This window comes from Janthinobacterium sp. GW821-FHT03A03, assembly GCF_059421435.1.
Genome location: NZ_JBWKUZ010000019.1, coordinates 1 through 12415, shown reverse-complemented (window position 1 = coordinate 12415; position 12415 = coordinate 1). Strand labels below are relative to the sequence as shown.

Here is a 12415-nt window from a genome sequence, read left to right as displayed (position 1 = left end):
CGTCTGACGGCATGAGTTTGTGCAACAAGGCCGTGTGCGGCTGGCTCACGGCCCAGGCTGCCGGATGCGTTTTCCGGCGCAGCGGACAAGGCGGGCTTATGCTGAAGTGTTACGGCGGCGTCCCCGCGCAAGGTACATGAGCGCCAGGCCCGCAGGCAGCATCAACGCGACCGTTGGCTCAGGAACGGGCGCCGGAGAAATCGTGAAGGTCGTCTGGTCGGTCCAGTTATAACGCCGTTCCCAACTTGTGCCCTTCATAAAATCTCCTCCACCGCTGAGGAAGTGACTGCCGATAACGGCATCGCTATACCAGGACATGGAACCTTCGTCATTGCCGCTGGTGCTGGCTTCGTAGTGAAGTTTACCCGTCAGTGTATAACTGAAATTCTTGACGTCGCACCGGAGGTAAGAAGAAGTATTGCACCCATATTGGCCTGGCCAGACTGGAAAAAACAGATAGCCATTGGTAATGAAATAGCTCAGCTCATCCAACGCAATCACGCCGTCCAGATTGCTGTCCTCCCCGACAAAACTGCCCCCGAACTTCGTGCCGGAATCGAATACGCCGGTAGCCGCATCGACAAAGCCTTGATAAGTAAAATTCCACGTCGTCGGCTGCGCATGGGCAGCGGATATTCCGGCGACAAGCAATGCGGCGCACAACAGGTTCTTTTTCATGGTTTCCTCATATGTTTGCAGAGCGTTAAAAAGCGCTTCAGGAAGACGTACCCATCACATCTGACGGCATGCCGCCATGTTAATATTATCATAATTAAATATAAATATGATAATTATCAATGGTCAGGGAGGAGATGAAAAAGCAGGCGCGAGATTGTTGAAATGGCGCGCAATCATGGCTACATAGTGCGGAACAAGGCCATGAAAGGCTGGCTCACGGCCAGGGTTTCCGGCCGCGATTTGAGGCGCAGGGCACCCCGTCCCACCTCGTCGCGCGTCACCGACGCCACCATCTTCATGTTGACGATGGTGGAGCGGTGGACCTGTTTGAAGATGGCCGGATCGAGCACGTCGAGCAGTTCGCGGATCGGCTTGCGCAGCAGCGCCTCGCCGTCCGCCGTCATGACGGCCGTGTATTTGGTGTCGGACTGGAAATAGGCGATGTCTTCCACCATGATCAGCCGCGTATCCTTGCCGCTGCTGGCCGTCAGCCACACCAGCGGCGGCGACTTGGCGGCCGCCGGCAAGGCGCTCGTCAACTGCTGCAGCAAGCCGGCCAGCGCGCCGTCGCCCGCCCGGGTCTTGCCGGCCCGTGCCTGCAGGCGCTGCAGGGTTGCCTGCAGGCGCTCGCGGACGATCGGTTTCAACAAATAATCGACGGCGCCCTTGTCGAAGGCGTCGATCGCGTACTGGTCATAGGCCGTGACGAACACCACCTGCGTGGCGGGACTCGCTTCCAGCACGCCGGCCGCCACTTCCAGCCCCGTCAGGCCCGGCATGCGGATATCGAGGAAGGCGACGTCGGGCTGGCGCGTGGCGATGGCCTCAAGCGCCGTGCCGCCGTCGTCGCAGGCGGCAACGATGCGCAGTGCCGGCCACTCTTCAGCCAGCAGGGCCACCAGCGCGTCGCGCAGCAGGATTTCATCTTCGGCGATGACGCACGTCATTTCAGGGTTAGCCATATGACACTCCTTGCGCCGAGCTGTCCGGCACCGTGATGGTGGCCGTCACGCCATCGGGGAAATTGGCGACGATGGCAAACGCGGCGGCATTGCCGTAGGTCAGGCGCAGGCGTTCGCGCACATTGCGCAGGCCGATGCCCGTGCCGGCGCCGTCGTCGCTGAGCCCCTTGCCGTCGTCGGCCACCGTGACGATCACCGTGCCGTTGCCGCTGCGCGCCATGATCCAGATGGTGCCGCCGCCGCTTTTCGGCTCCAGGCCATGCTTGATGGCGTTTTCCACCAGGGTTTGCAGCATCATCGGCGGCAGTTCCACCTGGCGCAGGTATTGCGGTACCTCAATCTGCAGGTTCAGGCGCTCACCCATGCGGATTTTCAGGATGTCGAGGTAGGCGCGCGCCCGTTCCAGTTCCGTGCCCAGGGTCGACATGGCTTGCTCCGTGCGCGGCAGCGAGTGGCGCAGATATAAAATCAGATTGCCCAGCATTTCATCGGCGCGCACGGGGTCGCTGCGCGTGAGCAACTGGGCGCTAGCCAGCGTGTTGTACAGGAAGTGCGGCTCCACCTGCGCATGCAGCAGGCTCAGTTTGGCCACCGTCAGTTCCTTTTCCGTCACCGTCTGGCGCGCCTCGGCCTGCTCGCCGCGGCGGCGCTGCGCCACGCGGCGCGTCATCGCCCGCGTCACCGCTTCCGCGTTTTCCAGGTTGCTGCCATGGTCGACGAGGAACCAGTCGGTCCAGGCGTTGCGCGACGGCTCGCAGATCAGGGTCACGCTGCCTGCCTCGCCATTCGGCGTGACGGTGGCGAGGATCTGGTTCGGTCGCGGCTCGAGGAAACCCAAAAAACGCATGCGCGGCAAGCCCGTGTCCGTGTACGGCGCCGCGCGGCGCACGCGCGCCTGCACCTGCAGGCTGTCGCGCGCGCTCTCGACCACTTCGCTGCCCGGCAGTTCGCGGATGGCCGCGTCGACCATGTCGAACGCTTCGCCGGCCTCGAACGGAATCTCGATCTGGCGCCGCTGGCGGCTCGACAGGGTGCCGGCATTGACGGCGCCGGCGATCAGGCGCACGCGCCGCACGTGCGAAAACGCATTCGTGATGACGGTGCCGGCCAGCAGCGCGCCGACGATGACAAAAAAGCCTTCCGTGTGTCCGAAAATATGGCGCAGGAAGTTCTCGACCAGGAGGGCGGTGGCGATGATGTAGGTGAGCATCGTGGCCGCGGCGAGGCGCAGGATAAAGAACAGGCTGGTCATGATTTTTCCTTGGGTATTGAAGTGGGCCAAGCATAGCGATCGGCGCCGGCGGCGGTGGCCATTATGCGATGGAAGCCCCATAGTGGCGACAAAGGCAAGAAAATAAAGCACAAATCCGCATCGCCTGAAAATAAAATCGCTTGCAATTAAATAGCGCACGATATATATTGCACGCATGGACGCCGGAATTGCTTCTTCAGACGGGCATCCTGGGACACTATCCCATGAAACAAGTAGTACACTATTTAGTCGCCAACTATTTACCTACCAAAAGGAAACCATCATGTCGATCAAACAAGTCCTGTACCGTGCTCAAGCTACCGCCACCGGGGGCCGCGAAGGCCGTGCCGTGTCGTCCGACAAGGTACTCGACGTCAAGCTGACCACGCCAAAAGAACTGGGCGGCAATGGCGCCGTGGGCACCAATCCGGAACAGCTGTTCGCCGCCGGCTACTCGGCCTGCTTCATCGGCGCCATGAAATTCGTCGGCGGCCGCGACAAGATCGCCGTGCCGGCGGACCTGTCGATCGAAGGCAACGTCGGCATCGGCGCCATCGACACGGGCTTCGGCATCGAAGTGGAATTGAAAATCTCGCTGCCGGGCATGGAGCGCGCCGCCGCCGAAGCGCTGGTCGCCGCCGCCCACATCGTCTGCCCGTACTCGAACGCCACGCGCGGCAATATCGACGTCACCCTGACGATCGTGTAATCGGGCGGCAACGTCCTTCATCCGCTCCGGCAGCGCAACGCTGCCGGAGGTTGAGCATGGCACTACCATGGAAATGGACGGATCTTGCAAGGTATGTATACTGGTGCTGGTGCGCCATCCATGACTGCCAGGCCCGTCCACATCGATCAACGGCGCGCGCCGCACGGCGCATGCGCGGCCAGACCGGCCTGATCAAGCAGGGATCTTACGGCGCCGTACCCGTGCCAAGCACATGAGCGCCAGGCCCGCAGGCAGCATCAGCGCGACCGCCGGCTCAGGGACTGGCAGCAGAGAGATGGTGAGAGTCGTCCGGTCGGACCAATTATATTGATCTGACCAAGTTTCTCCCGTATGCGTATTGCCGCTTAGACTGCCGAAGTTATAGCCAGTATCGGCAGAGCTACTCCACCAGTGGACATAAACTTCGTCAGCGCCGTAAGTGCCGACTGAGAAGTTTAGCTTACCCGTCAATGCATAACTAAATTCACGTACTGTACATTTAAGATAGGAACTGCCGCAGTCCCCGCTGCCAATAATGATCTTTTCAGGCAAATACTCATGGCCCTGGGATTCGAAATAGCTGAGTTCATCAAGTGCAACAATGCCGTCCAGATTACGGTCTTCGCCGGTGAAACTGCCCGAGTACTTCATCTTGGAATCGAACACGCCGGTAGCGTCGTCGACGAAGCCTTGATAGACAAAATTCCAGGTTCTCTCATCGGCATGGGCAGAAGAGATTCCGGCAATAAATAGAGCGGCACATAACAGTTTCTTTTTCATGGCTTCCTCATATTTTTGTAGAACGTTACAAGGGTCATTCAGGTGGATGCCCGAATCACAAGTGACGGCAAAACCGCCATGAAGAGATTAGCATAATTACAATGATCTTCCGAAAACGGCCTGATTTCGGCTTGCTGCAGAGTGCGCGAAAAGGCTTGCAATTCGGTAGCTGTACATAAAAAAGCGCTTCCTGCGCAGCTGCGCAATCCACGACTGCATGGCTCGTCCACGTCGAGCAAACGTGTGAGCTGCAAGGTGCAAGGTACATGCAAGGCCAGACCGATCGTCTGGGGAAGTTCGACATTGGCGCTCGCCGTGCCCTGCATCATCTGCCGCGCAAGATGGAGAGCGCGCCAATGCCGGCGCTTCAATGTGAGACCCGTACGGCGGGATCAGGCAGGAATCTTACGGCGGCGTGCCCGTGTCAAGTACATGAGGGCCAAGCCCGCAGGCAGCATCAACGCGACCGTTGGCTCCGGGACTGGCGCCGGAGAGATGGTAAAGGTCGTCCGGTCGGACCATTCATAGCGATAGAACCAACCTTCGCCACCCGTGCGCGAATTTCCGCCTTCGCCGCTGAAAGAACTGCGGGTAGCACCGCTGCTACTCCACCAATGGACGCGAAGTTCGTCAGTGCCGAAAGTGGCGACTGAATAGTACAGTGCCCCCGTCAGTGCATAACTGAATCTATATACTGTACATTGCAGAGTGGAACTGCCGCATCCCCCGCCGCCAGAAATGATTTTTCCAGGCACATAGTCATGGCCCTGGGATTCGAAATAGCTGAGTTCATCAAGTGCAACAATGCCGTCCAGATTACGGTCTTCGCCGGTGAAACTGCCCGAGTACTTCATCTCGGGATCGAACACGCCGGTAGCGGCGTCGACGAAGCCTTGATAGACAAAATTCCAGGTCCTCTCATCGGCATGGGCAGAAGAGATTCCGGCAATAAATAGAGCGGCACATAACAGTTTCTTTTTCATGGCTTCCTCGTATGTTTTGCAGAACGTTATAAAAGTCATTCAGGTGCATGCACCAATCACAAGCGATGGCAAGCCGCCGCGCGAATGTTATCCTAATTATAATTTTCATTCAAATATGGCATGGTGTCGGCGTGCTGTAGATTGTGTGGAAAGACTTGCAATTCGGTAGCAGCGGCAAAACCACTATTTTTCTTGTACGCCAGCGACAACTGGTCCGCCAAGGCCGGCGCCGAAGCGCAATTGCGCGCCTTGCTCAACGCTGGCGCCCTGGAGCCGGTAAAATCACGGCCACTCTCAATCAAGGATGACCCATGATCAGCTGGCAATGGAACACGTTCGACGAACTCGGCCCCCACGATTTGTACCAGGTGCTGGCCTTGCGCCAGCGCGTGTTCGTCATCGAACAGCAGTGCATTTATCCGGATCTCGATGGCCATGACCAGCAGGCCATGCATCTGCTGGGCTGGCAGACGGTCGACGGCCAGCGCCGCCTGGCCGCCTACCTGCGCGTGCTGGCGCCCGGCGCCAAGTATGTGGAAATGTCGCTGGGCCGCGTGCTGACGGCGCCCGAGGCGCGCAGCACGGGCGCCGGCAGGCAGTTGTTGCTTGAGGGCATCGCGCGGGCGGAACGCCAGCATCCGGGCCACGCCATCCGCATCGGCGCGCAGCACTACCTGGAGCGCTTCTACCAGTCGTTCGGCTTTGTCACCGTCAGCGCACCGTATGACGAAGACGGCATACAGCACGTCGACATGCTGCGCGCGGAGAAACCGGCATGACGACGGCGCTGATTTCCTGGAGCGGCGGCAAGGACTCCTGCCTGGCGCTGTGGCGCGCGCGCAACGCCGGCCTGGCCGTGCCGCTGCTGATCACGGCCATGGATGAAGATGGCCGCAAGTCGCGCTCGCACGGCGTGCCGCCCGAGCTGCTCGAGGCGCAAGCGGCCAGCCTGGGCGCGCGCCTGCAGCGCTATCACGCCAGCTGGGCCAGCTATGAAGAACGGTTCATCGCCATGCTGCGCGCGGCGAAGGACGAGGGCATAGACCACGCCATCTTCGGCGACATCGACCTGCAGCCGCACCGCGACTGGGAAGAAAAGGTCTGCGCGGTCGCCGGCCTGACGGCGCACCTGCCGCTGTGGGGCGAAGAACGGCGCGCGCTGGTCGATGAATTCCTCGCCGCCGGCTTCAAGGCCATCGTCGTCTGCATCAATGGCCGGCACCTGCCGCGGGAATTTTGCGGGCGCGAATTCGACGCCGCCTTTTTGGCCGACCTGCCGCCCGGCGTCGACGCCTGCGGCGAGAACGGCGAATTCCACACCTTTGTCTATGACGGCCCCGCCTTCAGCGCCCCGGTGGCGCTGCGCCGCACGCAAGTGCTGCAATATGACGCGCCGGCCGATCTGGGCGGCGCCACATATTACTTCCAGGAACTGGCGCCCGCCTGACGCAAACGGGCGCCACAAAGCAAAAAGGGCGATTCCGTGGAATCGCCCCTGGTATTGGCTGCCTTGCGCCTGCTTACTTTTTCGTCACGCCGATCAGCTTGACTTCAAACAGCAAGCCCGCATAGCCGGGAATCACCGGCGGCTTGCCCACCTTGCCATAACCGAGGTCATATGGAATGGACAGGATGCGCGTGCCGCCCACCTTCATGCCGACCAGGCCGCGGTCCCAGCCCAGGATCACCTGGCCGATACCCAGGACGAATGGGAAACCTGCGCCTGGCAGGGTCGCATCGAATTTTGCGCCCTTGTTCTCCGGCTTGCTTGCGTCATACAGCCAGCCCGTGTAGACCACGTCCAGGGTATCGCCCGCCGCCGCGGCCGTGCCGGTGCCGACCACCACGTCGGGGAAGGTGAATTCCTTCACTTGCGTATTCGGGTCGAGCACGACCGGCTTTTCCGTGTTGGCGGCGGCGCCGCAGGCGGTCAGGACCACGGCACAGGCAATGGTGGCGATCATTTGAAATACCGATTTCATGGTTTCCCTTTAAATATTGAGTGTGGCTCGACCCGTACGGTGCGGACCGGTGCGAGCAGCAGTTTAACAGGTGTCGCCAGCCGCATTTGTAAGCAGACGTAAGCACGGCGGAAGATTATGCACCAATACAACGTTGACACAATAACCATTCCACCGCGCCGTCGCGCCTAGATTTCCACCTGCGTGCCCAGTTCGATCACCCGGTTGCTCGGGATCTGGTAGTAGTCGGCCGCCGTGCGCGCATTGCGCGACATGGTGACGAACAGGTGTTCGCGCCACGGCATCATGCCGGCGCCCGGCGTCGAAATGATGGTCTGGCGGGCGATGAAGAACGACGTTTCCATCATCTCGAAGTCGAGTCCCTGCTCGGCGCAGCGCGCCAGCGCAGCCGGAATGTCGGGTTCATCCTTGAAGCCGTAGTGCACGTTCACCTGGAAGCACTGGTGGCCCAGGTCCACCACGCGCACCTGCTCGGACGGCGCCACCCATGGTTCTTCATGCATGAAGACCGTGAGGAAGATCACGCGCTCGTGCAGCACTTTGTTGTGCAGCAAGTTATGCAGCAGCGCATGCGGCACGCCATCCGTCTCGCCGCGCAGGAAGATGGCCGTGCCGGGCACGCGCAGCGGCGGCGCGATGAACAGCGACGAGAGGAAATCGTCGAGCGGGATCGCATGCTTTTCCAGGTTCTGGAACACCAGCTGGCGGCCCCGCTTCCAGGTCAGCATGACGATGAACAGGATGGCGCCCAGCAGCAGCGGGAACCAGCCGCCGTGGAACAGTTTCAGGGCGCTGGCCGAGAACAGGCTGACGTCGATGACCAGGAAGAAACCGGTGGCGGCCCAGCACAGCAGCAAATTCATCTTCCAGCGGTAGCGGATGACGAAGAAGGTCAGGATGGTGGTGGCCAGCATGGTGGCCGTGACGGCGATGCCGTAGGCGGCGGCCAGCTTCTCCGACGAACCGAAACCGACGACGGCCAGCAGCACCACGGCCAGCTGCAGCCAGTTGACGGCGGGGATATAGATCTGGCCGATTTCGCTTTCCGACGTGTGGCGCACGCGCATGCGGGGCAAAAAGCCCAGCGCGATGGCTTGCTTGGTCATCGAGAAGGTGCCGGAAATGGTGGCCTGCGAAGCGATCACGGTGGCCATGGTCGACAGGATCACCAGCGGGTACACGCTCCAGGCGCCCAGCTGCTGGTAGAACGGATTCGAAATGGCTTCCGGGTGCGCCAGCAGCAGGCCGCCCTGGCCCAGGTAATTCAATGCCAGCGCGGGGAAGGCGATCAGGAACCAGGCCATGCGGATCGGCTTCTTGCCGAAGTGACCCATGTCCGCGTACAGCGCCTCGGCGCCGGTCAGCGCCAGCACCACGGCGCCCAGCGACAGGAAGGCGATGCGGCCATTGTCGAGCAGGAAGGCCACCGCATGCAGCGGGTTGACGGCGGCCAGGATGGCCGGCGACTTGACGATGTTGACCACGCCCATGCAAGCGAGCGCGACAAACCAGATCAGCATGATAGGGGCGAAGAAACGGCCGATGCCGGCCGTGCCGTGCGACTGCACCGAGTACAGGGCCACCAGCACGGCGATCGTCAGCCATACCACGTAGGGACTGAAGGCGGGCGTGGCCACTTCCAGGCCCTCGATGGCCGACAGCACGGAAATGGCCGGGGTGATCACGCTGTCGCCATAGAACAGGGTGGCGCCAAACACGCCGATCACCATCAGCGGCACGTGCCAGCGCGACGACTTGCTGACGGACGACAGCACCAGCGCCATCAAGGCCATGATGCCGCCCTCGCCGCGGTTGTCGGCGCGCAACACCAGGGTCACGTACTTGAGCGAGACGATCAGGGTCAGGCCCCAGAAGATCAGCGAAACGATACCCAGCAGATTGTTATGCGTGACGGCCAGGCCATGGGTCGGGTCAAAAACCGTTTTCAGCGTGTACAGCGGACTGGTGCCGATATCGCCGTAGACGATGCCGACGGCAGCCAGTGTCAAGCCGACCAGGCTGCTTTTTTTGTGTTCCGACGTCAAGATTGCACCCGTTTCTGTTTTGTTGCATCGCACAATATGATAGGTATTAGCAAATAGCAAGAGTATTTTTGCATGGTTCCGCAGCTGCCCCAAGGTCATTGTTTTATGCCGCCGCGCCGGCTTGCGCGGGCGTGCGGATGTTGATTTGCTGCCATTCTACGCCTCGCCAGCGGCGCCGGGCAGCCCCGTGCGTTTTCAGCGATAATGACAGACTGTCTACTCTGAAGCGAACGCCATCATGAATCCAGGCATGTTGTACGCCTCCCTCGCCTTCCTGTGCTGGGGCCTGTTTCCCCTGTATTTCCATGCCATCGACGATATTGCCCCCCAGGAAATCCTGGCCAACCGCATGGTCTGGTCGCTGTTGTTCCTCGGCATCGTGCTGACCGTGCGCCGCCAGTGGGGCTGGCTGGGCGCCCTGCGCGGCCAGCCGAAGGTGGTGGCCAGCTTCATCGCCAGCGCGTTTTTGCTGTCCGCCAACTGGTTCATCTATATCTGGGCCGTCAACAATGGCCATGTGGTCGACGCCAGCCTCGGCTACTTTATTACGCCCTTGATCAACGTCATGCTGGGCTTTTTGCTGCTGCACGAGCGCCTGCGCCGCCTGCAGTGGCTGGCCATCGGCCTGGCCGCCTGCGGCGTGGCCTGGCTCACCTGGCAGGCGGGGCAGGTGCCGTGGATCGCCCTGCTGCTGGCGGCCACCTTCGGCGGTTACGGCTTGCTGCGCAAGACGGCCGCGCTGGGCGCGCTGGAAGGCCTGTCGTTTGAAACCCTGATCCTGTTCCCGCTGGCGCTGGCTTATATGCTGTGGCTGGCCTGGCATGGGCAAAGCGGCTTCGTCAACACGGAGTCGGGCGCCACGCGCGCCCTGCTGCTCGCGTCCGGCCCCATCACGGCGATTCCCCTCCTGCTGTTCGCGGCCGGCGCGCGGCGCCTGCCGTTGGCCGTGCTGGGCTTGCTGCAATATATCGCCCCCACGGGCCAGCTCCTGATCGGCGTGTGGGTCTTCCACGAATCGTTCACCCACGAGCGCATGCTGGGCTTCCTCGTCATCTGGACGGCGCTGGCCCTGTATGCGGCCGAAGGCCTGTGGACGGCGCGTAAAGTGCGCGCCGCCGCCTGAGCCTGCCCCAGGCGTCCGTTTCCGCAGCGCACAGCGCTGGCCGGAAGCGGGCGTTTACCGTATCCTGTCCGTCTTTGTATATCACCCGAGATTTCTAATGGCAAATTACGTCTACACCATGAATCGCGTGGGCAAAATCGTCCCGCCCAAGCGCCAGATTCTGAAAGATATTTCCCTGTCCTTCTTCCCAGGCGCGAAGATCGGCGTGCTGGGCCTGAACGGCTCCGGCAAATCGACCCTGCTGAAAATCATGGCCGGCATCGACACCGACATCCAGGGCGAAGCCGTGCCGATGCCGGGCCTGAACATCGGCTACCTGCCGCAGGAACCGCAGCTGGACCCGGAAAAAACCGTGCGCCAGGAAGTCGAGTCGGGCCTGGGCGAAGTGTTTGAAGCGCAAGCCAAGCTGGAAGCCGTGTACGCCGCGTATGCCGAGGAAGACGCCGATTTCGACGCCCTGGCCACGGAACAGGCGCGCCTGGAAGCGATCATCTCGACCTCCGACGGCGGCAATCTGAATTTGCAGCTGGAAATGGCCGCCGACGCCCTGCGCCTGCCGCCCTGGGACGCCAAGATCGGCGTGCTGTCCGGCGGTGAAAAGCGCCGCGTGGCGCTGTGCAAGCTGCTGCTGTCGAAACCGGACATGCTGCTGCTCGACGAGCCGACCAACCATCTGGATGCGGAATCGGTCGACTGGCTGGAACAATTCCTGCTGCGCTTCCCCGGCACCGTGGTGGCCATCACCCATGACCGCTACTTCCTCGACAACGCGGCAGAGTGGATCCTGGAGCTGGACCGCGGCCACGGCATCCCATGGAAGGGCAATTACTCGACCTGGCTGGACCAGAAGCAAGCGCGCCTGAAGCAGGAAGAAGCGACGGAATCGGCGCGCCAGAAGGCGCTGCAGAAGGAACTGGAGTGGTCGCGCCAGAACCCGAAAGCGCGCCAGGCCAAGTCGAAAGCCCGTCTGGCCCGCTTCAACGAGCTGTCCGAGCACGAATACCAGAAGCGCAACGAGACGCAGGAGATCTTCATCCCCGTGGCCGAACGCCTGGGCAATGAAGTCATCGAATTCAAGAACGTGTCGAAGGCCTTCGGCGACCGTTTGCTGATCGACAACCTGAGCTTTACGGTGCCGCCAGGCGCCATCGTCGGCATCATCGGCCCCAACGGCGCCGGTAAATCGACCCTGTTCAAGATGATTACCGGCAAGGAAACGCCGGACAGCGGCGAAGTGGCCATCGGCCAGACGGCGCGCGTGTCCATCGTCGACCAGAACCGCGATTCCCTGGCCGACAACAAGTCCGTCTTTGAAGACGTGTCCGGCGGCGCCGACATGCTGACGGTGGGCCGTTTCGAAATGCCGTCGCGCGCCTACCTGGGCCGCTTCAACTTCAAGGGTTCGGACCAGCAGAAGCAGGTGGGCAACCTGTCCGGCGGTGAACGCGGTCGTTTGCACCTGGCAAAAACGCTGTTGATGGGCGGCAACGTCCTGCTGCTCGATGAACCGTCGAACGATCTGGACGTGGAAACCTTGCGCGCGCTGGAAGACGCCCTGCTGGAATTTGCCGGCAGCGTCATGGTCATTTCGCATGACCGCTGGTTCCTCGACCGTATCGCCACGCACATCCTCGCCTTCGAAGGCAACTCGCAAGTGACCTTCTTTGACGGCAACTACCAGGAATACGAAGCCGACAAGAAGAAACGCCTGGGTGAAGAAGGCGCGAAACCAAAACGTATCCGCTACAAGCCTTTGACGACGTAATTTACGTACGACAATACAAAAAGGCAGTTACCTCGCGGTAACTGCCTTTTTTTTCAGCATTGACCCGTCCTGGAATAAGTTGACACTTTTTCGTTACAGAGAAGGAGTGTCCGATGGAACAAGGGTTTCGACGCAG

The 12415-nt window shown here is 61.1% G+C and carries 12 protein-coding genes; 5 read left to right on the top strand and 7 right to left on the bottom strand.

Annotated features, from left to right (window positions below; genetic code table 11):
* Positions 1 to 96: 96 nt before the first annotated feature.
* The 3 genes from AC07VI_RS23995 to AC07VI_RS23985 all read right to left on the bottom strand — a co-directional run bounded on the left by AC07VI_RS23995 (position 97) and on the right by AC07VI_RS23985 (position 2892).
* Entirely contained in the window at positions 97 to 678 is a 582-nt protein-coding gene (locus AC07VI_RS23995; RefSeq protein WP_492992096.1) for a hypothetical protein, read from the bottom strand.
* Positions 679 to 857: 179 nt separating this feature from the next.
* Positions 858 to 1640 (bottom strand): LytR/AlgR family response regulator transcription factor, encoded by a 783-nt coding sequence (locus AC07VI_RS23990; protein ID WP_086144383.1) that lies wholly within the window; start codon positions 1638 to 1640, stop codon positions 858 to 860.
* The gene (locus AC07VI_RS23985; RefSeq protein ID WP_086144382.1) at positions 1633 to 2892 is read right to left on the bottom strand and encodes a histidine kinase; all 1260 of its coding nucleotides are present in this window, start codon (positions 2890 to 2892) and stop codon (positions 1633 to 1635) included. The genes AC07VI_RS23990 and AC07VI_RS23985 overlap by 8 nt, the downstream gene beginning before the upstream one ends.
* Positions 2893 to 3175: 283 nt before the next feature.
* On the opposite strand from AC07VI_RS23985, the gene AC07VI_RS23980 reads away from it, so the two are divergent.
* Positions 3176 to 3601 carry an organic hydroperoxide resistance protein gene (locus AC07VI_RS23980; protein WP_086144381.1) on the top strand — a complete coding sequence of 142 codons (426 nt, stop codon included), beginning with the start codon at positions 3176 to 3178 and terminating at the stop codon, positions 3599 to 3601.
* Between the two features lie 192 nt (positions 3602 to 3793).
* Here AC07VI_RS23980 and AC07VI_RS23975 read toward each other — a convergent pair whose 3' ends face one another.
* Both AC07VI_RS23975 and AC07VI_RS23970 read right to left on the bottom strand, forming a co-directional pair.
* Positions 3794 to 4381, bottom strand: coding sequence for a PEP-CTERM sorting domain-containing protein (locus AC07VI_RS23975; protein WP_086144380.1), 588 nt, complete (start codon positions 4379 to 4381; stop codon positions 3794 to 3796).
* A gap of 392 nt (positions 4382 to 4773) precedes the next feature.
* Complete coding sequence (locus tag AC07VI_RS23970) at positions 4774 to 5364, bottom strand: PEP-CTERM sorting domain-containing protein (protein WP_492992093.1); 591 nt, start codon at positions 5362 to 5364, stop codon at positions 4774 to 4776.
* Between the two features lie 311 nt (positions 5365 to 5675).
* Here AC07VI_RS23970 and AC07VI_RS23965 point away from each other — a divergent pair, with 311 nt between their 5' ends.
* Positions 5676 to 6143: a GNAT family N-acetyltransferase gene (locus AC07VI_RS23965; protein WP_086144378.1), complete on the top strand. Its 468-nt coding sequence runs from the start codon at positions 5676 to 5678 to the stop codon at positions 6141 to 6143.
* A complete protein-coding gene (locus AC07VI_RS23960) occupies positions 6140 to 6811 on the top strand; it encodes a Dph6-related ATP pyrophosphatase (protein WP_086144377.1) in 672 nt (223 codons plus the stop codon). The genes AC07VI_RS23965 and AC07VI_RS23960 overlap by 4 nt, the downstream gene beginning before the upstream one ends.
* Before the next feature lie 73 nt (positions 6812 to 6884).
* Here AC07VI_RS23960 and AC07VI_RS23955 read toward each other — a convergent pair whose 3' ends face one another.
* Positions 6885 to 7346: an FKBP-type peptidyl-prolyl cis-trans isomerase gene (locus tag AC07VI_RS23955; RefSeq protein ID WP_086144376.1), complete on the bottom strand. Its 462-nt coding sequence runs from the start codon at positions 7344 to 7346 to the stop codon at positions 6885 to 6887.
* A 167-nt stretch (positions 7347 to 7513) separates the two neighbouring features.
* Entirely contained in the window at positions 7514 to 9391 is a 1878-nt protein-coding gene (locus tag AC07VI_RS23950; protein ID WP_086144375.1) for a potassium transporter Kup, read from the bottom strand.
* A gap of 238 nt (positions 9392 to 9629) precedes the next feature.
* Here AC07VI_RS23950 and rarD point away from each other — a divergent pair, with 238 nt between their 5' ends.
* On the top strand, positions 9630 to 10514 hold the full coding sequence (gene rarD / locus AC07VI_RS23945; protein WP_086144374.1) for an EamA family transporter RarD: 885 nt from the start codon (positions 9630 to 9632) through the stop codon (positions 10512 to 10514).
* Positions 10515 to 10611: 97 nt separating this feature from the next.
* Positions 10612 to 12279 (top strand): energy-dependent translational throttle protein EttA, encoded by a 1668-nt coding sequence (gene ettA / locus AC07VI_RS23940; RefSeq protein WP_086144373.1) that lies wholly within the window; start codon positions 10612 to 10614, stop codon positions 12277 to 12279.
* Positions 12280 to 12415: the final 136 nt, after the last annotated feature.

Coding starts and splice junctions, on each gene's coding strand:
- AC07VI_RS23995 (WP_492992096.1), bottom strand. CDS start 678: ATGAAAAAGAACCTGTTGTGCGCCGCATTGCTTGTCGCCGGAATATCC.
- AC07VI_RS23990 (WP_086144383.1), bottom strand. CDS start 1,640: ATGGCTAACCCTGAAATGACGTGCGTCATCGCCGAAGATGAAATCCTG.
- AC07VI_RS23985 (WP_086144382.1), bottom strand. CDS start 2,892: ATGACCAGCCTGTTCTTTATCCTGCGCCTCGCCGCGGCCACGATGCTC.
- AC07VI_RS23980 (WP_086144381.1), top strand. CDS start 3,176: ATGTCGATCAAACAAGTCCTGTACCGTGCTCAAGCTACCGCCACCGGG.
- AC07VI_RS23975 (WP_086144380.1), bottom strand. CDS start 4,381: ATGAAAAAGAAACTGTTATGTGCCGCTCTATTTATTGCCGGAATCTCT.
- AC07VI_RS23970 (WP_492992093.1), bottom strand. CDS start 5,364: ATGAAAAAGAAACTGTTATGTGCCGCTCTATTTATTGCCGGAATCTCT.
- AC07VI_RS23965 (WP_086144378.1), top strand. CDS start 5,676: ATGATCAGCTGGCAATGGAACACGTTCGACGAACTCGGCCCCCACGAT.
- AC07VI_RS23960 (WP_086144377.1), top strand. CDS start 6,140: ATGACGACGGCGCTGATTTCCTGGAGCGGCGGCAAGGACTCCTGCCTG.
- AC07VI_RS23955 (WP_086144376.1), bottom strand. CDS start 7,346: ATGAAATCGGTATTTCAAATGATCGCCACCATTGCCTGTGCCGTGGTC.
- rarD (WP_086144374.1), top strand. CDS start 9,630: ATGAATCCAGGCATGTTGTACGCCTCCCTCGCCTTCCTGTGCTGGGGC.
- ettA (WP_086144373.1), top strand. CDS start 10,612: ATGGCAAATTACGTCTACACCATGAATCGCGTGGGCAAAATCGTCCCG.